Genomic DNA, 21193 nt, shown 5'->3' with positions numbered 1-21193 from the left:
ACGCAAAAGAGGCGCACCGCCAGGGTGCGCCTCTTTCTTTTTGTCTGCGTTCACGACGTCTGATCCTCGGATCAGGTCCGAGGATGACGGTGAAGTCTCAACGAGACTTAGTGCGGACGACGCGGGGTCGTCGCGGCGCCGGCCACGCCGCCGATCGCGGCGCCGGCGACGGTCGCGCCGGTGTTGCCGCCGATCACCTGACCGGCGACGGCGCCGCCGATGGCGCCGGTCGCGGCGCGCTGTTCCATGGTCGTGCCGCAGGCGGCCAGCAGGGCCATGGCGCCGACCAGCGGGGCGATCTTGATGATGGTCTTCATGTTCAAATCTCCATGACGAGGGGGGAGTTCCTGTCGTGGGAGACCAAACGAAAAGCCCCGCGTCCGGTTCCGGACGCGGGGCTTTCCTGAAGGGTCGCTAACGCTCGCGACGCGGTCGCTCGCTGCTTGAGCGACGTCATGCTGAGGCTAACGCAGGCGACGCGGTCGCCTGCTGCTTGAGCCTTAGCCGACGATGTCGGCGTCCGTGAAGAACTGGGCGATCTCGATGCCGGCGTTTTCCAGCGAGTCCGAACCGTGGACCGAGTTCTCGCCGATCGACAGGGCGAACAGCTTGCGGATCGTGCCTTCGGCGGCCTGTTCCGGGTTGGTGGCGCCCATGACTTCGCGGTAGGCGGCGACGGCGTTCGGGCCTTCCAGCACCTGAACGACGACCGGCTCGGCGATCATCTGGCCGACCAGTTCGCCGTAGAACGGACGCTCGGCGTGGACTTCGTAGAATTTCTTGGCCTGGGCCTCGGTCAGCTTGATGCGGCGTTGGCCGACGATGCGCAGGCCGGCGCCTTCGATCACGGCGTTGATGGCGCCCGTCAGGTTACGGCGGGTCGCGTCGGGCTTGATGATCGAGAAGGTGCGTTCGGTCATGGGGAGACTTCTTGTTTGGGAGTTTGAAGGTCGCGGGCTTATAGACGCCGCCTCCCTGCTTTCCAACCCGCCCAATTTTGTGTCCTTCCGCTCGGCGCCCCCTCTGATTTTCGGGCGCCTCGCTGCTTGAGGGACGGCCTGCCTTCGGACTGTCGTTTTAATGCTCCAGATCACCAACCTGACGTTCAACGCCTGGGGCCGCCAGTTTCTGGATGACGCCTCGGTCAGCCTGCCGCCGGGGGCCAAGGTCGGTCTGGTCGGTCGCAACGGCATCGGCAAGTCGACCCTGTTCAAGATCATCCTGGGCGAACTGGCCGGCAACGGCGACGAGGTCTCCCTGCCCAAGACCGCCCGCATCGGCTCGGTCGATCAGGAACACCCGGCCACTCCCGTCAGCGTCATCGAGACCATTCTGGAGGCCGATACCGAACGCCACGATCTCCTGACCCGTCTTGAAACCGCCGAGCCCGAGGAGATGGGTGAGATCTGGGCCCGGCTGATCGAGATCGACGCGGACGGCGCGCCCAGCCGCGCGGCGGAAATCCTCGCCGGCCTCGGCTTCGACCATGAGAACCAGCAGCGGCCGATGTCGCACTTCTCGGGCGGCTGGCGGATGCGCGTAGCCCTGGCGGCGGCCCTGTTCGCCCAGCCGGACATGCTGCTGCTCGACGAACCGACCAACTACCTCGACCTGGAAGGCGCCCTGTGGCTCGAGGCGCGGCTGAAGAAATACCCGGCGACGGCCCTGATCATCTCCCACGACCGCGAGATGCTGAACGAGGTCTGCACCCACATCCTGCACCTCTCGAACCGCAAGCTGACCCTCTACACGGGCAACTACGACACCTTCGAAAAAAGCCGCGCCGAGAAGCTGCGCCTGATGGCCGCGACCCAGGCGAAACAGGAGGCCGAACGCGCCCACCTTCAGAAATTCATCGACCGCTTCAAGGCCAAGGCCTCCAAGGCCACCCAGGCCCAGTCGCGCGTCAAGAAGCTGGAGAAGATGGAGCGGATCGAGCTGCCGCCGGACGAGCGCGTCGCCCCCTTCACCCTGCCCTCCCCGCCGCGTCCCCTGGCCCCGCCGCTCATCCGGCTGGAGAAGGCCAATGTCGGCTATGAGCCCGGCAAGCCGATCCTGAAGCACCTGAACCTGCGCATGGACCTGGACGACCGCATTGGTCTTCTGGGCGTCAACGGCGCGGGCAAGTCGACCTTCGCCAAGATGATCGCCGGGGCGCTGGACATCGAGACCGGCGAACTGCACCGCGACAAGAAGATGAAGGTCGGCTGGTTCCACCAGCACCAGATCGAGGCGATGGACCCGACCGACACGCCGCTGGAGATCATCCGCCGCGCCATGCCGGACGCTTCGGAGAGCAGCCGTCGTTCGCGCCTCGCCCAGTTCGGCCTGGCCTTCGAGAAGCAGGAGACCAAGGTCGAGGCCCTATCGGGCGGCGAGCGCGCGCGCCTGTTGCTGAACATGGTGGCCATGGATGCGCCCCACGTCCTGATCCTCGACGAGCCGACCAACCACCTTGATATCGACAGCCGCCGGGCCCTGCTGGACGCGTTGAACGAGTACTCGGGCGCCGTCATCCTGATCACCCACGACCGCTCGCTGATGGAGCTGGTCGCCGACCGGCTGTGGCTGGCGGCGGACGGCACGGTGAAGCCCTTTGAGGGCGACATGGACGACTATTCCAAATTCGTCCTCGACCGCGCCAAGGCCGCCGCCGTGAAGCCGACGCAGGTCAAGAAGGAGGAGGTCGCCGCTCCGGTGGCCGCCGCCCCTGCGCCCAAGCCCCAGGCGAAGAAGGACGGACCATCCCCCTCCACCCTGCGCCACAAGGCCAAGAAGGCCGAGGAACGCGTTGCCGCCCTCACCGCCGAGATCGCCCGCATCGACGACGATCTGGCCAACGCGGCCGTGTCGAACCCCAAGGCGCTCGAGGGCCTGACCCGCGCCCGCGCCAAGTCCCAGGCCGATCTGGACGCGGCCGAGGCCGAATGGCTGGAGGCCGAGGAAGCCCTGGCCGAGGTGGCGTGATGAAGCCGATCGTCTTCTCGAAGGAGGAGCAGCGCGACTTCATCCCGCGCATCAAGGCCTTCGTGCGCGACGAACTGGACACCGAGATCGGCGACCTGCAGGCCTCGATGCTGATGGACTTCTTCGCCGAGAAGCTGGGCCACGCCGTCTACAACCGCGCCATCTACGACGCCCAGGCCCTGATCGCGGCCAAGGCCGACGAGATGGCCGAGGCGCTGTATGAGCTGGAGCGGAAGCCCTGACCCTCACGATGCAGGGCTCCTGACGTCGAACAAATTTTTCTATTCGACATTCAAATCCCGCTTCTGTCAGTCAGGGCGGGACCTGCACATCTGTTTGCGTGCCCAGGTTCGCGGCGGGTGTAGAGTTCTGGATCACGGCTCGCGGAGAGGGCGAGCGCAGACGATTTCGTCCGTTTCGTCCGTTTTGTCCGCTCGCGTTCGTCCGGACGAAACGGACGAACTGGCGCTCAAGCAGCGAGAGGCCGCGCCTCGAGCGGTAGCGCGCCAAGGGCTCAGTGCTTGAACACCACCCGCCCGCCGACGAGCGTCATCTCCACCCGCCCCTGAAGTCTGCGCCCATCGAAGGGCGAGTTCTTCGACTTGGACCGCAGGGCCGCCGCATCGACGATCACCGGCGCGCCCGGATCGAACAGGATCAGGTCCGCAGGCGCGCCCGCCTCCAGCACCCCGGCTTCCAGACCCAGCAGGGTCGCCGGGCCATGGGTCAGCGGACGCAGCACGTCGAGGATATCCAGCCCCTCTTCGTGATGCAGGCTCAGGGCCGCCGGCAGCAGGGTCTCCAGGCCCACGGCGCCCGGCGCGGCCTCGGCGAAGGGACGACGCTTGTCCTCGGCGGGCTCGGGGGTGTGGGCCGAGGTGATGGCCTCGATCAGGCCGTCGCGCACCGCCTCGATCAGGGCCCGTCGATCGCTCTCGGGCCGCAGCGGCGGGTTCAGCCGGTAGAAGGTGCGGTAGTCGCCGATGTCGATCTCGTTGAAGCACAGGTGGTTGATCGAGACGCTGGCCGCGACCTCCAGCCCCCGGCCCCGCGCCCGCGACAGCACCTCCAGCGCCCCCTCGGTCGAAACCTGATCCACCAGGAACCGCACGCCCGTCTGTTCGACCAGGGCCAGGTCCCGCTCCAGCTGGATGCGTTCGGCGATGGCCGGGGCGCCCGACAGCCCCAGACGGGTCGCCAGTTCTCCGGACGTCGCCACCGACCCTTCCGTCAGCCACGGATCGGCCGGGCGGCAGGCGATCAGGGCGTTGAACGCCGTCGCATAGCTCATCACCCGCTGCAGCACGCGGCTGTCGGCGATCACGTGGTCCCCGTCGGTGAAATACAGCGCCCCGGCCTCGTGCATCAGGCCGATCTCGGCCATCCGCCTGCCGTCGCGAGCCTTCGTCGCCGCCCCCGCCGCGCGGACGTTGACCAGGTTCAGGGCCGCGCCGCGCCGCTGGATGAAGTCGATCATCGACGGGTCGTCGACGGCCGGATCGGTGTCGGGCTGGATGACCACGGTGGTAACGCCGCCCGCCGCCGCGGACAGGCTGGCGGACTTCAGCGTCTCCTTGGGCTCGGCGCCGGGCTCCCCGGTACGCACCCGGATGTCGATCAGGCCGGGCGACAGGCACAGGCCCCGCGCGTCGAGGATCTCCGTCGCCGACACCGCCACCGAGCCCCGCTCGACCCGGGTGATGACGCCGTCCTCGATGACCACCGAGCCGGGGCCGTCGTAGTCGGTGGCCGGGTCCAGCAGCCGGGCGTTGATGATGGCCTGCGAGCTCATGCCGCGCCCTCCAGACGGGCCGAGAGGGAGGCCAGCACCGCCATCCGGGCGGCGACCCCCATCTCCACCTGATCCTGAATGAGCGAGACCGACAGGTCGTCGGCCACATCGGAATCGATCTCCACCCCCCGGTTCATCGGCCCCGGATGCATGACCTTGGCCCCCGGCGCCGCCCAGGCCAGCTTCTCGCGATCCAGACCCCAGAAGCGGAAATACTCCCGCGTCGACGGCACCAGGGCCCCGTCCATCCGCTCCAACTGCAGCCTCAGCATCATGACGACGTCGCAGCCGGCCAGCCCCTCGCGCATGTCGTGGAAAACCTCGCAGCCCCAGCGGTCGGCGTCGCCCGGCACCAGGGTCGGCGGCCCGATCAGCCGGACCCGCGCCCCCATCATCGACAGCAGGGCCACATTGGACCGCGCCACCCGGCTGTGGGCGATGTCCCCGCAGATCGCCACCGTCAGCCCGCCCACGTCCCCGAAGGCCCGGCGCAGGCTCAACAGGTCCAGCAGGGCCTGGGTCGGATGCTCGTGCCGCCCGTCGCCGGCATTGACCACCGCACAGCCGACCTTCTGGCTCAGCAGCGCCGCCGCCCCCGAGGCCCCGTGACGCACCACCAGGATGTCGGGCTTCATGGCGTTCAGGGTGACCGCCGTGTCGATCAGGGTCTCGCCCTTCTTAACCGAACTGGCGGCCACCGGCATGGTGACCACGTCGGCGCCCAGCCGCTTGGCGGCGATCTCGAACGAGGAGCTGGTCCGGGTCGAGTTCTCGAAGAACAGGTTCATGACCGTCCTGCCCCGCAGCAGGTCTAGCCCCTTGGTCGACTGGCGGTTCAGGTCGACGCAGGCGTCAGCCAGATCCAGCAGACTCAGGACGAACGGCGGGTTCAGATCGCCGGTGCCCAGGAAATGCGGTTTCGGAAACGGGACCAGACGGTCGGCGATCAGGTCGGCGGCGGCGTCGTGCTGGGTCATTAAAGCAGGGGCTATAGGGGCGCCCGGCCCTCACCTCAAGTCAGGTGATAGACGAACAGCAAGACGGGGATCATCAGGGCGCTGACCACCGTCGTCAGGGCGATCACCCCGGCCATCAGCGGCGCGTCCCCGCCCATCTGACGCGCCAACAAGTATGCCGCCGCCGCCCCCGGCGCCGCCCCGCACAGCATGGCCACGCCCTGGGCCAGATGATCGCCGCCGAACAGGATGCACAGCCCCCACATCAAGGGCGGCATCACGATCAGCTTCACGAACGAGGTCCCGGCGATGGTCCATTTCCGACGCGCCACCTCGGCGAAGCTCAGCCCCGCCCCCGCGATGATCAGACCCAGCGGAAGCGCGGCCGACCCCAGCAGTTCGAGCGTGTCGGAAATCCCCGGCAGCCTCGGCACGCGAGCGAAGTTCAAGGCGAGGCCGATCAGACAGGCCAGCAGGATCGGGTTGGCCAGCATCGCTTTCACCAGGGCCAGGGGCGTCACCGCCTTCTGCCCCGCGCCCCACTTCGCCAGCACGGCGACGCAGGCGATGTTGGTGACCGGAATGATGCAGGCGATCATGACGGCCGCCAGCGCCAGTCCCTCGGCCCCGAAGGACGCCTGGATCACCGGCAGGAAGACGAAGCTGTTCCACCGGATCACCCCCTGGAACACTGACGTATAGGCCGGCCCGTCGAGGGTCATCAGCGGCTTGGCGAGCAACGTCAGCGCCGCCACGATCAGGACCGCGACCACCGCCGCCCCCGCCGCTGCGCCCGCGCTGCCGCCACCCAGATCCGCGCCCCAGATCGAGGGGATCAGGAAGCCGGGATAGAGCAGATTGATCGACAGCTTCTCGATCGGCCGCCAGGTCTCGTCCGGCAGGAACTGCGACTTCTTCAGCCCATAGCCCAGGGCGATCATGAAGAAGACCGGGACGACCCCGGCGATCAGCCCGATCATACCCAGCTCGCCTGATCCCGAACCCGGTCCAGCGCCCCTTGCAGGATCCAGGCGGCCGCCGTGCGGTCCACCACCCCTGCCCTGCGTTTCCGCGACAGGTCCAGCTCGTCGATCAGGAAACGCTCGACCGCGCTGGTCGAAAGCCGCTCGTCCCAGAAGGCGACGTTCACCGGCCGATGCCGCTCCAGATTGCGGGCGAAGGCCCGGCACGACTGGGCGCGCGGCCCCTCGGTCCCATCCATGTTGACCGGCAGGCCGATGACGAGGCCGGAGATCTTGCGCGCATCCATCAGCTTGAACAGCGTCTGGGCCTCGAGCGTGAACTTGGACTTGCGGATCAGCTCCAGCGGGCTGGCGATCATCCGCGTCGTGTCGGACACCGCCACGCCGATGGTCTGCTCCCCCAGATCCAGCCCCATCCACGCCGTGTCCGGCGGACAGGCGGCAGGCAGGTCGAGGATATCCAGAACGGGCATGACCGGCCCGGTAGGCGTTGCCATCAGGCCTGTCAAAGGCGACTGTGGCGTATCATCGATCCGGGAAGGGACTCCGACATGCGCTTTTCGCCCATCGCCGCCACGACCGCCGCCCTGTTGCTGACCGCCTGCAACTTCGTCGCCGCGCCCGAAGGCAAGGCCGAAGCCCCCGCAGAAGCCGCCGCGACGCCCCAGGCCGCGCCCCTGACGGCGTCGGGCGCTCCTGTCGCCCTGACGGCCGCTGAGGCCGAGGACGGCCTGCAATGGGCCGCCGGCGTCGTGCGCGTCGATCAGGTTCCGGGCGAGAGCGCCAAGCTGTTCGGCGTCGCCGGCGGCGATCCGGCCATGAACGGCCTTCAAACCTATATCGCCTTCTTCCAGAACCCGAACGACGGCTGGGTCGTTTACCCGATCGGCGACTTCCTCGATTACACCGTCCTGTCCCACGCCAACGGCCGCATCGACCTGGACATCCACGAGAGCGACTACAACGAGGCGACCGGCCATATCGGCGACCGCCACCGCAAGGTCATCGTCCAGTGGACGCAAGGCGCGAACGACGAGGTTCCGACCGCCGTGACGGTCACCCCGGCCCAGTGATCGCGTCGGGATGAGCGACGAGACCTCCGTCGATCTGAACCGCGCCACCGTCGCGGGCTACGACAACTCGGTCGAGAACTATTCGGCCGAGACCCATCATGCGCCGACGCCGGATCATCTGGAGGCGCTGGAGCGGTTCACGGCGGCGGTCGGTGCGGGCGGCCGCGTGCTGGAGGTCGCATCCGGGCCGGGCTGGGATGCGGATCGGCTGGAGGCCATGGGGCTGGCGGTCCATCGCACCGACGGCGCGGCGGGTTTCGTGGCCTTCCAGACCCGGCGCGGCAAGTCGGCGACCCGGCTGGACCTGATTGCGGACGATCTGGGCGGTCCATGGGACGGCGTCGTCGCCCTCTATGTGATCCAGCATATCGGCCGCGATCTGGTCAAGGGTGTCATCGCCCGGATCGCCGGGGCGCTCAGGCCCGGCGGCGCCCTGCTGATGTCATTCCAGCTCGGCGAGGGCGAACGGATCTCCAGCGATGCTGAGGGGACCTATCAGGTGGTGCGCTGGACCGAAGCGGACATGACCGCCCTCCTCGCCCGCCACGGCCTGTCGATCGACTGGCGTTCGACCTTCGAGGGACGCGAGGGCGTCTGGCTGACGGTGATCGCAAGGCGCGTCTGAGGCCTTCCAGTCCTTGTGCGGCGCGGTATGGGCAGGTAATCCCGCCGGCTACACCGCCTATGACTGGAGGGCCGCATGGCCATCGACGCAGAGACGGTGAGGAAGGTCGCCTTCCTCGCCCGCATCAAGACCCCCGACGACCGGCTGGAGCCGCTGGCCGGCGAGCTGAACAGCATCATGGCCTGGATCGACCAGCTGGGCGAAGTCGATGTGACCGGCGTGGAGCCGATGACCTCCAACGTCGCCCAGCCCCTGCGCCTGCGCGAGGACGTCGTCACCGACGGCGCCAAGGTCGAGGCCGTCCTGTCCAATGCGCCGAAGTCCGCCGACGGCTTCTACGTCGTGCCCAAGGTGGTCGAATAGTATGTCCGATCTGACCAAACTGACCCTGAAGGCCGCCGTCGACGGTCTGAAGTCCAAGGCCTTTTCCTCGGAAGAGATCACCCGCGCCTTCGTCTCCAACATCGAGGCCGCCAACCCGACCCTGAACGCCTATGTCGTGACGACGCCGGACAAGGCGATCGAGATGGCCAAGGCCTCGGACGCCCGTATCGCCGCCGGGACCGCCGGCCCGCTGGAGGGCGCGCCTCTGGGCATCAAGGACCTGTTCTGCACCGAGGGCGTACAGACGACCGCCGCCTCCAACATGCTGCGCGGCTTCATCCCGCCGTATGAATCCACCGTCACCGCCAACCTGTGGCGCGACGGGGCGGTCATGCTGGGCAAGCTGAACATGGACGAGTTCGCCATGGGCTCGGCCAACGAGACCTCGGCCTTCGGTCCAGTGAAGAACCCCTGGAAGTCCAAGGGCTCCAACGCCGACCTGACCCCGGGCGGCTCGTCGGGCGGTTCGGCCTCGGCCGTCGCCGCCGACCTGTGCCTGGCCGCCACGGCCTCCGACACCGGCGGTTCGATCCGCCAGCCCGCCGCCTTTACCGGCACGGTGGGGATCAAGCCCACCTATGGCCGCGCCAGCCGCTACGGCATGGTCGCCTTCGCCTCGTCGCTGGACCAGGCCGGACCGATCACCAAGACGGTCGAGGACGCGGCCCTGATGCTGCAGTCGATGTGCAGCTTCGACGCCAAGGATTCGACCAGCCTCGACATCCCGACGCCGGACTGGTCGGCGTCCGTCGGCAAGTCGGTGAAGGGCCTCCGCATCGGCGTCCCCGCCGAATACGTCGTCGACGGCATGCCCGCCGAGATCCAGGCGCTGTGGGACCAGGGCGTGGCCTGGCTGAAGGACGCCGGCTGCGAGATCGTGCCGATCAGCCTGCCGCACACCAAATACGCCCTGCCGACCTATTACATCGTCGCCCCAGCCGAGGCCTCCTCGAACCTGGCGCGCTACGACGGCATGCGTTTCGGCCACCGCGCCGAGAACGCCAAGTCGCTGACCGACCTCTACGAGACCTCGCGCGCCGAAGGCTTCGGCCAGGAGGTCCAGCGTCGCCTGACCATCGGCGCCTATGTGCTGTCGGCCGGATTCTACGACGCCTACTATGTGAAGGCGCTGAAGGTCCGCCGCCGCATCGCCGAGGACTTCGACAACGTCTGGGATCAGGTCGACGCCATCCTGACGCCGTCCACCCCGTCGGCCGCCTTCGCCCTGGGCGACAAGCAGATCGACCCGGTGACGATGTATCTGAACGACGTCTTCACGGTGACCGCCAACCTCGCCGGCCTGCCGGGCATCTCGGTGCCGGCGGGCGTGGATTCCAACGGTCTGCCGCTGGGTCTGCAAGTCATCGGCAAGGCGCTGGACGAGGCGACCGTCTTCCAGGTCGGCGCGGCGCTGGAGAAGGCCGCGGGCGGCGTCGGGAAGGCCGAGCGCTGGTGGTGAGATGACCCGAGACGGCTGGCGCGTTCTGATCAAAGGCCTGTCGGTCTTTGTCGGCGCGATGGCCTTTCTCGCCGGCCTCTTTTGGGTCGTCGTCGCCCAGGTTCTTGAGGGCTATCAATCGGGAGCCGGCGCCGCCTGGGCGTTTGCCGCGCTCTTCACCCTGGTCGGCATAGGCCTCTGCACATGGCCGTGGTTGCTCTGGAAGCCGACCGAACCGAAACCTTAAATCTGAAGTCAGGGCCGCCGGGCGAACCGGCGGCCCTTTTCGTATCAGCGGCCGCCGTCGGCGACGCCGCGCGCGACGGGACGCCAGTCGCGGACGAACTGTTCCAGCAGACGCACCCCGAACCCGGCCGAGCCCGCCGGCTTCCAGTCGTTGGCGCCGCCATAGGCCATGTTGGCGATGTCCAGGTGGGCCCAGGGGGTCTCGCGGCTGACGAACTCGCCGATGAACCAGGCGCCCGTCCCGGCCCCCGCCCCGCCGTCGCCGGAGTTCTTGATGTCGGCGATGGTGGACGAGGTGTCCGACGCATAGGAGGCGTGCAGCGGCAAACGCCACAGCCCCTCGCCCGTCGCGCCGGACGCCGCCGTCAGCTGATCGGCCAAGGCGTCGTGGCGGCTGAACAGGCCCGCATAGTCATCGCCCAGCGCCCCGCCGACCGCGCCGGTCAGGGTGGCGACATCGACGATGGCCGCCGGCTCCATATTGCGCTCGGTCCAGACCAGGGCGTCGGACAGGACCAGCCGCCCCTCCGCGTCGGTCGAGATGACCTCGATGGTCTTGCCGTTCATGGCCGTCAGGACGTCGCCCGGCCGCATGGCCGCGCCGTCCGGCATGTTCTCGACCAGGGCGGCGACGGCGACCACGTTCACCGGCGCGGCCGAACGGGCCAGGGCCAGGGTCGCCCCCATAACCGAGGCGGCCCCCGACATGTCCATCTTCATATTGCCCATGTTGGCGCCGGGCTTGATGGAGATGCCGCCGGTGTCGAAGGTGATGCCCTTGCCGACCAGGGCGATGGGGCCGCCCTCCGGCGCCCCTGCCCCTTCATAGCGCACGACCAGCAGACGCGGCGGACGGGCCGAGCCGCGACCGGCGGCGGTGATCACCCCCATGCCCAGCCGCTCCATGGCCGCCACGTCCAGCACCTCGATCGAGACGCCCGGCACGCCCTGGAAGGCGGCGCGGGTCCGCTCCACGAAGGTCTCCGGATAGACGATGTTGGCCGGCTCATTGGAGATGTCGCGCACCCAGGTCATGGCCTCGACCAGACCCGCGCCGCGCGCCTCGAAGGCGGTCTCCGCTGCTGCGGCGTCCGGCGTCACGACGGTCAGCCCGCCCGGCGCGGCGGCGTTCCGCGCCGAGGCCTGATGGATGTTGGAACGATAGTGGCCGATGCCGAAGCCGGTCGTCAGGGCCGCCGCCTGTTCGCCCGACAGGGCCGGCGCCAGCACGGTGACCGCGCCCGTATCCGACATCAGGCTGCGCCCCGCCACCGCCCCGCTCCATTGCAGGTCGGAGGCCGAGCCCTCGGCGCCCAGACCCAGCACCAAAATGCGATCCCAGCCGCCGATGCCGCGCAGGCTCAGCGTCTGTCGCGCGCCATAGCCGAACCCGGCCGAGGTCAAGGCGCGACGCACGGCCTCGACGTCCGCGAAGCCTGTCAGGGCGTCCAGATCGGCGACGGACCGCAGCGGAAGGACGACAACGCCCGTCGGCGTGCTCGCTTCCGTCGCGAAGGTCACCGCTCTCTGGCTCGGCGCCGCCGCCACGCCCGCCGCGCCTTGAGACTGTGCGACCGCCGGGGCCGATGCGGCGGCCAGGGCCAGGGCCGAGGCGGCGACAAGAAGTGAACGACGGACGGAAATCATGAGCAGCCTCCAGAACAGCGAGGGCGTAACTCTGTAACAGTCCGACGACAGGGACCATGCGACGGAATGGCCGCCCCTCGCAATCGCTCCCGCCCGGCGCTACATCCGCTGCAAGTCATTTCGAGAGCCGTCCCATGTCCGATCCCGTCGTCATCGTCGCCTTCGCCCGCACGCCCATGGGCGGTTTCCAGGGGGCCTTCAACGGCGTGAAGGCGACCGAACTGGGCGCCACGGCGGTCAAGGCGGCGGTGGAGCGCGCGGGCGTCTCGCCGGACAAGGTCGAGCAGATCTACATGGGCTGCGTCCTGCCTGCCGGTCTGGGTCAGGCCCCGGCGCGTCAGGCCGCCATCGGCGCCGGGCTCGGCCAACATGTCGAGGCGACGACCGTCAACAAGATGTGCGGCTCGGGCCTGCAGGCCGTGATGATGGCCTCCGACACCCTCGCGGCGGGCAGCGCCGACATCGTCGTGGCGGGTGGCATGGAGTCGATGACCGGCGCCCCCTATCTGATGAACAAGCATCGCGGCGGGGCCCGCATCGGCCACGATGTCATCGTCGACAGCATGTACATGGATGGGCTGGAGGACGCCTACACCCCCGGCAAGCTGATGGGATCCTTCGCCGAGGATTCGGCCGCCACCTATCAGTTCACGCGCGAGCAGCAGGACGCCTACGCCCTCGAAAGCCTGAGCCGCGCCCGCAAGGCCATCGAGACCGGCGCCTTCGCAGCCGAGATCACCCCGGTCGAGGTCGCGGGCCGCAAGGGGACCGTCACGGTCACCGAGGACGAACAGCCCGGCAAGGCCATGCCGGAGAAGATCCCGACCCTGAAGCCCGCCTTCTCCAAGGACGGCACCATCACCGCCGCCAACGCCTCCTCGATCAGTGACGGCGCCGCCGCCGTGGTCATGACCCGCGAGAGCGTCGCCAAGGCGATGAACCTGCCCATCGTCGCCCGCATCGTCAGCCACGCCGCCCACGCCCATGAGCCGGGCCTGTTCACCACCGCCCCGGTTCCCGCCATGCAGAAGGCGCTGAAGAAGGCCGGCTGGTCGGTCGAGGACGTCGATCTCTGGGAAATCAACGAGGCCTTCGCCGTCGTCCCCATGATCGCCATGCAGGAGATGGGCATCGACCACGCCAGGATGAACGTGAACGGCGGCGCCACGGCGCTCGGCCACCCCATCGGCGCCTCGGGCGCGCGCGTCCTGACCACCCTGATCGCCGCGCTGCAGAACCGGGGCCAGTCCAAGGGCGTCGCGTCGCTTTGCATCGGCGGCGGCGAGGCCGTGGCCCTGGCGGTCGAACTGGCCTGATGACCGATCTCAGCCGTCGTTCCCTCCTCGGCGCGGCGGCTGTGACCGCAGCCGCCGCGACCACCGTAAAGGCCCAGACCGTCGCTCCGGCCGACCCGACCGAGGTCGTCCACCTGTGGCCCAATGGCGCGCCGGGCGGTGAAAACGTCACCGTCACCCCCGTCGTGCCGGAGCGTTCGACCGATCCGAGCTTCCACGACCGCTACGCCCAATACACCACCGACCCGATCCTGACCGTCATGCGGCCGGAGCGGCCGAACGGCGCCGCCCTCCTGCTCATTCCCGGCGGCGGCTATCGCTGGGCCGTGCTGGACAAGGAGGGGTTCGATGTCGCCCGCGTCTTCGCCGCCGCCGGCGTCACCTGTTTCGTCCTGCGCTATCGCCTGCCCGCCGACGGCTGGGCCGCCGGGCCGAACGCCCCCTTGCAGGACGCCCAGCGCGCGCTCCGCCTGATCCGCGCCAACGCCGCCGACTACGGCGTCGACCCCGCGCGCATCGCCAGCCTGGGCGCCTCGGCCGGAGGGCATTTGGCGGGCCTGCTCGCCTCGCGATCCGACGCGACCTATGAGCCGGTCGATGCGTCCGACGCAGCCTCGCACCGACCCGACCTGAACATCCTGCTCTACCCCGTCGTCACCCTGGCCAATCCGTTCGCGCACAAGGGCTCGCGTGAGCATCTGCTGGGCGACAGCCCGACACCCGAACAGATCACCGAATGGTCGCTGGACCGGAAGGACTGGACCGGCGTCGCCCCCACCGTCCTGATCCATGCGCTGGACGACGCCAGCGTCCCGCCGGAGAACAGTCTGCAACTGCTGACTACCCTGCGCGCCGGCGGCGTGACCTCGGAGGCCCATCTGTTCCAGGAGGGCGGCCACGGCTTCGGCATTCGCCTGATCGCCGGAAAGCCCGCCGAGGTCTGGCCGGAGTTGGTCCTGGCCTTCGGGCGTCAAAACGGCTGGCTTACCGCCTAGCCGCCCGATCCACAGGTTTCGGCGGCGTCGGCGCCGGACGCGGCTTCGCTTCCCGCATCAGACGGACCAGACTTTCAGGACCTGCCGACAGTACGATCACCGAGACACCTGCGCTTGATAGTCGTTCGCAGGTTGCCGAGTCGTTGGGCGGCTGGCAAGCGCGACCGAACGTCATTTTTGAAGGGATCACGACAATGCGAACCGACGGCAAGCTCGACTATCTGGAGATGACCGCGACGGGCCTACCCGAGACCAAGGCCTTCTACACCGCCGCCTTCGGCTGGACCTTCCAGGACTACGGCCCGACCTACGCGGCGTTCGACGAGGGTCTGGACGGCGGGTTCGACGCCGACGAGGGCGCGAAACCGCCCCTCCCCGTCCTGTTCGCCACGGACATCGAAGCCATGCTGGCCAAGGTCGAGGCGGCCGGCGGCGTGATCGTCAAGCCGATCTTCGCTTTCCCCGGCGGCCGCCGCTTCCATTTCCGCGACCCGTCCGGCAACGAACTGGCCGTCTGGTCCGAAGGCTAGCGGCGGACGTCCACCGACTGGCCGATCTGTTCGGCCAGGGCGCGGTCCGCACCCTCCACGCTGGTGATCCAGACGTGGACCTCGGTCGGCGCCGTGGTGCGGGTGAACAGGTGCTCCAGCGCCACCCGCCGTCCGTCCTCCTGCGCCACGACCGAGGCGCGGCCCGTCGTCTCGACCATCTGGCCTGAGTAGATCGGGAACTGGGACGACGGCCCGGCATAGACCATCACCAGCGGCTGCCCGCCCCGGCGGATGGTCCAGATGTTGAAGTTCGGCCCCGGACGGCCCGTCGTGATGGTCACGCCGCTGGGCAGCTCCACCGTGAACGGCAGGGCCCGGATCGCCGGCGCATCCAACACCGTCATGGGCGGAGGCGGCGGCTCTGCGGGGGCCGTCACGGGCGGGGTTGCGACCGGCGGAGCCGTCACGGGCGCGGTGGGACGAGGCGTTGCGGGCGGAGCCGGAGCCGGTCTCGGAGCGGCGCTCGGAGCGGGCGCCGGAGTCGTCGGACGGGGCGAGGTCGCCGGGCCGGGCGCCGGGGTCACGGGCCGTGGCGCGGGCGTCGGGGCCGCCGTGGCGGGGGCGGCGCTTCGTGGCGCCGCAGCGCCCGGAGCCGGACTGGGGCTCGGCCCGATCCTGGAGGGCGTGGTGATCGGCGCACCGACCGGCGGCTGAGATCGGGGCGGATTGGCGACCGCGGCGGGCGGCGTGGCCGGCGGTGCGACGCGCACGGGCGCGGCGGCCGTCGGCGGGGTCGTCGCGGCCGGCGCGACGGCGGTCGGAGCCGACGCTGGCGTCGGGGCCGGCGCGGGCGAAGGACGCGGCGTCGCCACCACACCGGCGGGCGGGGCCGAGTTCAGGCTGCGGGTCAGGGCGCTGCCCGTGGAAGGCGCGGCCTGGCTCTGGGCGATCAGGACGGCGGCGAGAACGGCTAGATGCGACATGGCGGGAACATCGTCTTTCGGGCCTGGAACGGCAAGCGTCGGACAGGAAGCGTCAGATTGCGCCCTTTAGGCGGCGGGCAGTTCGATCCAGAAAGTCGCGCCCTCCCCGGTCACCGAATCCACCCCGATCGACCCGCCCTGCAGTTCGACCAGACGCTTGGCCAGGGCCAGGCCGATGCCGTGGCCTTCGACGGTGGAACGCTCCAGCCCCAGCCGGTTGAACGGCTCGAACAGCTGGGCCTGCTTCTCGGGCGATAGGCCGGGGCCCTTGTCGCTGACCTCGATGCGGACGCCGTCATAGATGCGGCGCGCCCGGAAGGTGACCTCGCCCCCCGCCGCGCCATATTTCACGGCGTTGGTGGCCAGGTTGTCGATGACCTGGGCCAGGCGCTGGGAATCGGCCAGGGCCACCAGACCGTCGCCCTCGCAGACGACCTTCAGCGTCAGCATCCGCGCTTCCGGCCGCATGGCCGTGGTGCGGCGGATGTCTTCAAGAATGCCGGGGATGTCGGTAGGCCGCATCTCGACCTTCACCGCGCCCGACTCGGCGCGAGCGACGTCCAGCAGGTCGTGGGACAGGGCTTCCACCTGACGCGCGGTCTTGACCAGCATGGCGGCCATTTCCTTCTGCGTCTCCGTGACCGGGCCGAGCTGGCCGCTCGACCACAGGTCGCCGATGCCGATGACGCCGCCGATGGGGCTCTTGATCTCGTGAGCCACGTTGGCCAGCAGGCGCGACTTGGCCTCGGACGCCTTTTCGGCCCGCAGTTGCCCCGCCTTGGCCCGCGCCGACAGCCGATCCCGCTCTTCCAGCAGGGAGGCGACCAGCAGGATGGGCAGATAGCCGAACAGGATGGTCAGTTGCAGCAGCATGGCCCGCTCGGCGCGGTCGCCGATCACCAGATGCCAGGGACCGGCGCCCATCATCAGGGAGGTCAGCGACATCACCGAAATGACCACCAGCGCCGCCGTCACGCCCAGCACCCTCAGGCGCGCGGCGATGACGATCAGCAGGGGCACCATCACGAAGCCCAGCGGCATGTTCGCGACCCAATAGGTGATGGTGCAGACGCCGACGATCAGGCCGAACAGCATCACCGTCTCGGCCGCCCGCCACGGATTGAACATGGCCCGCACCGCCCGCATGTCCACCGACAGGACGAAGGGACTGATGACCGCCAGACCCAGGGCATGGCCGAACCACCAGGTCTGGAAGGTCTCCAGGAATGGGACGCCCCGCAGGGCGGACAGGCAGGTCGCGGCGAACAGGCCCGCCACGGCCGGCGCCACGGCGGCGCACAGGATGAAGCGGCAGGCTCCGGCCACGCTGGCCAAGTTCAGCGTAGGAGCGAACCGACGCGCCAGCATGACGGCCAGGACGATCTCGATCGTATTGGCCACGGTGAAGATGGCCGATTGAACCGGCGTGTTCCCGGCCAGGAACTGTCCCGCCAGGATCCCGAACGCCATCAGGGCGCCGAAGCACAGGTCGTAACCGAAGCCCCGACCGCTCCTCAGCCAGACCGCCGCCGCCAGACCGTTCGCCGCCCAAAGGGCCGCGACCATGTCCGAGGTGCGCGCCGTGGTGATGGCGACGAAGGCCAGGATCATCACCCCCAGCACCGTCAGCATCGGCGTCAGCGGCTGTGCGAACAGCCCTGCGGCGGTCGATGCGCGAACGACCCGCGTCTCCACGCCCAAGGTCTCGGGGACCTCGGCTTCGGTCGCGGTCATCGCGCGGCTCTGGATGACGTGACCCCCTGAAACTCCTCCACGAATAGCTAGAGTCCGCCCCTCGAAAGGACGGACAGAATGAAGCGATCACGGTTTACGGAAGAGCAGATCATCGGGATCCTGCGCGAGCAGGAGGCCGGTGTTCCGGTGGCGGATCTGTGCAGGAAGCACGGGCTGAGCTCGCCGACCTTCTACAAATGGAAGGCCAAGTATGGCGGCATGGACGTGTCGGAGGCCCGGCGGCTGAAGGCGCTGGAAGAGGAGAACGCCAAGCTGAAGCGGATGCTGGCGGACTCGATGCTGGACAACGTCGCGCTGAAGGATCTGCTGGGAAAAAAGTGGTGACGCCCGCTGCGCATCGAGCGGCGGCGGCGCACCTGCAGTCGGCTTACGGGATGAGCGAACGGCGGGCCTGCCGGGTGCTGGGCGTGGACCGGACGAGCGTGCGCTATCAGGCGACGCGACCGGACGACGGCGCCCTGCGCGATCGGCTGAAGGCCCTGGCCCAGGAGCGTCGGCGGTTCGGCTATCGACGTCTGCACGTGATGCTCCGGCGCGAGGGCCATGCGGTCAACAAGAAGCGTGTCCAGCGGATCTACCGCGAGGAGAAGCTGACGGTGCGTCGGCGCGGCGGGCGCAAACGCGCGATGGGCACAAGGCGGCCGCTGGAGATTCCTCTGGTCGCAAACCAGCGCTGGTCGCTGGACTTCGTGTCCGACCAGATGACGGACGGGCGGCGCTTCCGCATCCTGACGGTGATCGACAACTGCACCCGCGAGTGCCTCGGGCTCGTCGCCGACACCTCGCTGTCAGGGCGACGGGTGGCGCGCGAGTTGGACGCCATCATCCTGCGACGCGGGCGACCCGAGACGATCATCAGCGACAACGGCACGGAATACACGTCCAACGCCATCCTGGCCTGGGCCGACGACGCCGGTGTGGGCTGGCACTACATCGCGCCGGGCAAGCCTCAGCAGAACGGCTTCAACGAGAGCTTCAACGGCCGTCTGCGTGACGAGCTGCTGAACGAGACGCTGTTCCGATCCCTGCCGCACGCCCGTGCGGTGCTCGAAACCTGGCGGCGCGACTACAACGAAACCCGGCCGCACTCGAAGCTCGGCTGGCTGACGCCGCAGGCCTACGCAGATGCGCTCAGCGGAAAGATCGGCCGGTCCGCTGCGCTGGTTGGAGGCTGCGCTGACCGGCCTCTTGCCAACCCCACCAACCCCAGTTCAGATCACCAAAGGACTCTCGTTATGGCTGGATGAGAAACGGGGGTCACGTCATGGAGCATTCGGGGAACTCTGGGCAGGGGTACGAACGTCAACCCTAACGCCAGCTTCCTAATATCCCCTGAAGTCAGGCTTTGCCGTTCAACACCCGCGAGAATCGGCGAACGGCCTCGGCCGGACCGGCCGGATAGGCCCAAACCCCGGCGCTGACCGCCAGGAAGTCGGCGCCCGCAGCAACGAGCGGCGCGGCGTTCTCGACCGTGATCCCGCCGATGGCCACGGACGGGACCTCCATCGTCTCCTGCCAGATGGTCAGGATCTCAGGCTCCGGCCGATGCGTCGTCTCCTTGGTGCCGGTCGGATAGAAGGCGCCGAAGGCCACATAGTCCGCCCCCGCTTCCGCCGCCTCCATGCCCAGGTGACGACTGTCGTGGCAGGTCGCGCCGATCATGGCGGTCTTGCCCATCACACGCCGGGCCGAGGCCACCGACGCATCCGTCTGGCCCACATGCACGCCGTCACAGCCCAGCGCGGACGCCAGGTCGGGCCGGTCGTTCAGGATCACCGCCACGCCCCTCCCCTGGGCGATGGGCGCCAGCCGCTTCACCGCCGCCGTGATGGTCGCGTCGTCGGCGGGCTTCAGCCGGATCTGCAAGGCCGCCACCGGACCGGCGTCCAGAGCGGCTTCCAGTTGGCCCGCGAAGGCTTCCAGATCGTCGATGACGGGCGGGGTGATCAGATACAGTTGGCAGGCGGGATCGGTCATGGCCGGGAGGTGCGACGCCCACGCCCTCACGTCAACCTTGCGAACGCGTTGCAATCGCCCCAAGTCCTGCTATAGCGAACCAATCGCATGTAGCGTTTCGGGGCGGCCCTGCTTTGTACGTCTGTAACTGTAACGGTCTGAGGAAGCGCGACGTCGCCTTCGCCATCGAAGCCGGCGCGACCCGTCCCCGTGAAATTTTCCAGCGCAATCAGTGCGAAGCGCAATGCGCCAAATGCGTCTGCGAGATGCGCCAGATAATCTCGGAAAGCCGCGAATCCTTCGCACTCGCCGCCGAGTAAGGCGCGCGGCCTGCGGGCCAAAATCATTCGCAATATCAATGTCGTGATAAACACTCGCAAGTCATCGCGAGCGTTTTTCCTGTGCTATGCCGTGCTCATCAACAAGGCCTCCCCCGGCCGGACGACAGAGCTAAGGACATGGCCATGAAGGGCGACCCCGCGATCATTCGCACGCTGAACGCAGTGCTGACCAACGAGCTGACGGCGGTGAATCAGTACTTCCTGCACGCCCGCATGTTCGAGAGCTGGGGCCTGGCCCACCTCGGCAACGTCATCTACGAGGAATCGATCGGCGAGATGAAGCACGCCGACATGCTGATCAAACGCATCCTCTTCCTGGACGGCCTTCCGAACCTTCAGGACCTGCACAAGCTGAAGGTCGGCGAGGATCCGATCGAATGCCTGGGCGCCGACCTGCAGCTCGAGATCGAAAGCCGCGCCACCACCTCGGCCGCCGTGACCCAGTGCGAGGAAGCCAGCGACTACGTCAGCCGCGACCTTCTGATGAAGATCCTGGCCGACACCGAGGAGCACATCGACTTCCTGGAAAACCAGCACAAGCTGATCGAACTGCTGGGCACCCAGAACTATCTGCAGTCGGCGATGAAGGAGATCGTCACCGACGGCGCCGCCACCGGCAACTGATCGGAACCGCCCCGCCCTCCGGCCATTCCCCAATGGCTGGAGGAGCTAGGCCATGACCGATTTCGACGACACCATCGACGACGTACGCGAGGCCGCGAGCGACTTCCTGAACGCCGAGGGGCGCAGCCCGGCCCACGTCGTCATCGGCGTGGCGGCCACCGTCGGCTTCGCCCTTCTGGCCACCGTCGTCGCCACCCGCACCATTCGTCCCCGCCCGGCCGTGCCATCCAAGGTGAAGGGCGTCGCCGCCCCCATCACCGAACGGCCGCGCGGTGCCTTCAGCCTGATCCTGCCCGCCGTCTTCTCGGCCACGACCCTGTCCGCCGTCCGGGTCTGGAACGCCCCGGCGACCGGCGCGCGCACCAGCGCCATGATCCTGTGGGCCGGGGCCCAGGCCATCAACGCCGTCTGGATCGCCCTTCGTCCCGCCAGCCGGGGCATGCAGATCGCCGCCGCCATGACCTCCGCCGGTCTGGCCGCCGCCTTCGCCCATGAGGCCCGCAAGCTCGACCCCGACACCGGCAAGCTGGCCTCCCCCACCGGCGGCGGCGTCCGCGTCGCCAACTTCATCGACCGCAAGGCGAAGGATGCGGGTAACGTGACGCTTCACTAAGCGCTCACCACCCCAGCTTGCTCAAATGA

The 21193-nt window shown here is 68.6% G+C and carries 24 protein-coding genes; 14 read left to right on the top strand and 10 right to left on the bottom strand.

Annotation, left to right across the window (positions count from 1 at the left end):
- Positions 1-107: 107 nt before the first annotated feature.
- Together ACETK8_RS09420 and ndk are read right to left on the bottom strand one after the other, a co-directional pair.
- Complete coding sequence (locus ACETK8_RS09420; RefSeq protein ID WP_374039236.1) at positions 108-317, bottom strand: hypothetical protein; 210 nt, start codon at positions 315-317, stop codon at positions 108-110.
- 183 nt (positions 318-500) lie between these two features.
- Positions 501-920 (bottom strand): nucleoside-diphosphate kinase, encoded by a 420-nt coding sequence (gene ndk, locus ACETK8_RS09415; protein ID WP_374039235.1) that lies wholly within the window; start codon positions 918-920, stop codon positions 501-503.
- A 160-nt stretch (positions 921-1080) separates the two neighbouring features.
- Between ndk and ACETK8_RS09410 the strand changes: the two genes are divergently transcribed.
- Both ACETK8_RS09410 and ACETK8_RS09405 read left to right on the top strand, forming a co-directional pair.
- Positions 1081-2967 carry an ABC-F family ATP-binding cassette domain-containing protein gene (locus ACETK8_RS09410; protein ID WP_374039234.1) on the top strand — a complete coding sequence of 629 codons (1887 nt, stop codon included), beginning with the start codon at positions 1081-1083 and terminating at the stop codon, positions 2965-2967.
- Positions 2967-3209 (top strand): DUF2164 domain-containing protein, encoded by a 243-nt coding sequence (locus ACETK8_RS09405; protein WP_374039233.1) that lies wholly within the window; start codon positions 2967-2969, stop codon positions 3207-3209. Before ACETK8_RS09410 ends, ACETK8_RS09405 begins: the two co-directional genes overlap by 1 nt.
- A 272-nt stretch (positions 3210-3481) precedes the next feature.
- Here ACETK8_RS09405 and pyrC read toward each other — a convergent pair whose 3' ends face one another.
- From pyrC to ruvX, 4 genes are read right to left on the bottom strand one after another with little or no spacing between them, the layout of a single operon-like run.
- The gene (gene pyrC / locus ACETK8_RS09400) at positions 3482-4759 is read right to left on the bottom strand and encodes a dihydroorotase (RefSeq protein ID WP_374039232.1); all 1278 of its coding nucleotides are present in this window, start codon (positions 4757-4759) and stop codon (positions 3482-3484) included.
- The gene (locus tag ACETK8_RS09395; RefSeq protein WP_374039231.1) at positions 4756-5736 is read right to left on the bottom strand and encodes an aspartate carbamoyltransferase catalytic subunit; all 981 of its coding nucleotides are present in this window, start codon (positions 5734-5736) and stop codon (positions 4756-4758) included. Before ACETK8_RS09395 ends, pyrC begins: the two co-directional genes overlap by 4 nt.
- Positions 5737-5771: 35 nt before the next feature.
- Positions 5772-6695: an AEC family transporter gene (locus ACETK8_RS09390; protein WP_374039230.1), complete on the bottom strand. Its 924-nt coding sequence runs from the start codon at positions 6693-6695 to the stop codon at positions 5772-5774.
- Complete coding sequence (gene ruvX / locus ACETK8_RS09385; protein WP_374039383.1) at positions 6692-7171, bottom strand: Holliday junction resolvase RuvX; 480 nt, start codon at positions 7169-7171, stop codon at positions 6692-6694. The genes ACETK8_RS09390 and ruvX overlap by 4 nt, the downstream gene beginning before the upstream one ends.
- 78 nt (positions 7172-7249) lie before the next feature.
- Here ruvX and ACETK8_RS09380 point away from each other — a divergent pair, with 78 nt between their 5' ends.
- The 5 genes from ACETK8_RS09380 to ACETK8_RS09360 all read left to right on the top strand — a co-directional run bounded on the left by ACETK8_RS09380 (position 7250) and on the right by ACETK8_RS09360 (position 10465).
- Positions 7250-7771 (top strand): hypothetical protein, encoded by a 522-nt coding sequence (locus ACETK8_RS09380; protein WP_374039229.1) that lies wholly within the window; start codon positions 7250-7252, stop codon positions 7769-7771.
- 10 nt (positions 7772-7781) lie between these two features.
- A complete protein-coding gene (locus tag ACETK8_RS09375) occupies positions 7782-8396 on the top strand; it encodes a class I SAM-dependent methyltransferase (RefSeq protein ID WP_374039228.1) in 615 nt (204 codons plus the stop codon).
- A gap of 75 nt (positions 8397-8471) precedes the next feature.
- Positions 8472-8759, top strand: a complete 288-nt coding sequence (gene gatC, locus ACETK8_RS09370) for an Asp-tRNA(Asn)/Glu-tRNA(Gln) amidotransferase subunit GatC (RefSeq protein ID WP_374039227.1) — start codon at positions 8472-8474, stop codon at positions 8757-8759.
- A 1-nt stretch (position 8760) separates the two neighbouring features.
- Positions 8761-10239, top strand: a complete 1479-nt coding sequence (gene gatA, locus ACETK8_RS09365) for an Asp-tRNA(Asn)/Glu-tRNA(Gln) amidotransferase subunit GatA (RefSeq protein ID WP_374039226.1) — start codon at positions 8761-8763, stop codon at positions 10237-10239.
- Position 10240: 1 nt separating this feature from the next.
- Positions 10241-10465 carry a hypothetical protein gene (locus ACETK8_RS09360; RefSeq protein WP_374039225.1) on the top strand — a complete coding sequence of 75 codons (225 nt, stop codon included), beginning with the start codon at positions 10241-10243 and terminating at the stop codon, positions 10463-10465.
- 44 nt (positions 10466-10509) lie between these two features.
- On the opposite strand, the gene ACETK8_RS09355 is transcribed toward ACETK8_RS09360, so the two are convergent.
- A complete protein-coding gene (locus ACETK8_RS09355; RefSeq protein ID WP_374039224.1) occupies positions 10510-12111 on the bottom strand; it encodes a leucyl aminopeptidase family protein in 1602 nt (533 codons plus the stop codon).
- Positions 12112-12245: 134 nt separating this feature from the next.
- Between ACETK8_RS09355 and ACETK8_RS09350 the strand changes: the two genes are divergently transcribed.
- The 3 genes from ACETK8_RS09350 (at position 12246) to ACETK8_RS09340 (ending at position 14931) form a co-directional block, all read left to right on the top strand.
- The gene (locus tag ACETK8_RS09350; protein ID WP_374039223.1) at positions 12246-13427 is read left to right on the top strand and encodes a thiolase family protein; all 1182 of its coding nucleotides are present in this window, start codon (positions 12246-12248) and stop codon (positions 13425-13427) included.
- The gene (locus ACETK8_RS09345; RefSeq protein WP_374039222.1) at positions 13427-14401 is read left to right on the top strand and encodes an alpha/beta hydrolase; all 975 of its coding nucleotides are present in this window, start codon (positions 13427-13429) and stop codon (positions 14399-14401) included. The genes ACETK8_RS09350 and ACETK8_RS09345 overlap by 1 nt, the downstream gene beginning before the upstream one ends.
- Positions 14402-14595: 194 nt before the next feature.
- Entirely contained in the window at positions 14596-14931 is a 336-nt protein-coding gene (locus ACETK8_RS09340) for a VOC family protein (RefSeq protein WP_374039221.1), read from the top strand.
- On the opposite strand, the gene ACETK8_RS09335 is transcribed toward ACETK8_RS09340, so the two are convergent.
- Both ACETK8_RS09335 and ACETK8_RS09330 read right to left on the bottom strand, forming a co-directional pair.
- Positions 14928-15875: a hypothetical protein gene (locus tag ACETK8_RS09335; RefSeq protein ID WP_374039220.1), complete on the bottom strand. Its 948-nt coding sequence runs from the start codon at positions 15873-15875 to the stop codon at positions 14928-14930. The two genes, ACETK8_RS09340 and ACETK8_RS09335, sit on opposite strands and share 4 nt — an antisense overlap.
- Before the next feature lie 66 nt (positions 15876-15941).
- The gene (locus tag ACETK8_RS09330) at positions 15942-17609 is read right to left on the bottom strand and encodes an ATP-binding protein (RefSeq protein WP_374039219.1); all 1668 of its coding nucleotides are present in this window, start codon (positions 17607-17609) and stop codon (positions 15942-15944) included.
- A gap of 78 nt (positions 17610-17687) precedes the next feature.
- Between ACETK8_RS09330 and ACETK8_RS09325 the strand changes: the two genes are divergently transcribed.
- A protein-coding gene (locus tag ACETK8_RS09325) for an IS3 family transposase (protein WP_249341170.1) occupies positions 17688-18877 on the top strand; the annotation gives its coding sequence in 2 pieces (ribosomal slippage) (positions 17688-17940 and positions 17940-18877; 1191 coding nt in all).
- A 91-nt stretch (positions 18878-18968) separates the two neighbouring features.
- Here ACETK8_RS09325 and thiE read toward each other — a convergent pair.
- Positions 18969-19607 (bottom strand): thiamine phosphate synthase, encoded by a 639-nt coding sequence (gene thiE, locus ACETK8_RS09320; RefSeq protein ID WP_374039218.1) that lies wholly within the window; start codon positions 19605-19607, stop codon positions 18969-18971.
- Positions 19608-19720: 113 nt separating this feature from the next.
- Here thiE and ACETK8_RS09315 point away from each other — a divergent pair, with 113 nt between their 5' ends.
- The 3 genes from ACETK8_RS09315 (at position 19721) to ACETK8_RS09305 (ending at position 21164) form a co-directional block, all read left to right on the top strand.
- Positions 19721-19906, top strand: coding sequence for a (2Fe-2S)-binding protein (locus ACETK8_RS09315; protein ID WP_374039217.1), 186 nt, complete (start codon positions 19721-19723; stop codon positions 19904-19906).
- 144 nt (positions 19907-20050) lie between these two features.
- Positions 20051-20551: a bacterioferritin gene (gene bfr / locus ACETK8_RS09310; RefSeq protein WP_374039216.1), complete on the top strand. Its 501-nt coding sequence runs from the start codon at positions 20051-20053 to the stop codon at positions 20549-20551.
- Positions 20552-20603: 52 nt separating this feature from the next.
- Positions 20604-21164, top strand: a complete 561-nt coding sequence (locus ACETK8_RS09305; protein WP_374039215.1) for a TspO protein — start codon at positions 20604-20606, stop codon at positions 21162-21164.
- Positions 21165-21193: the final 29 nt, after the last annotated feature.

Source organism: Brevundimonas staleyi (assembly GCF_041893865.1).
Classification (GTDB): Bacteria; Pseudomonadota; Alphaproteobacteria; order Caulobacterales; family Caulobacteraceae; genus Brevundimonas; species Brevundimonas staleyi.
The sequence above is the reverse complement of the archived record's forward strand: the minus strand, read 5'-3'. Positions and strand labels throughout refer to the sequence as shown.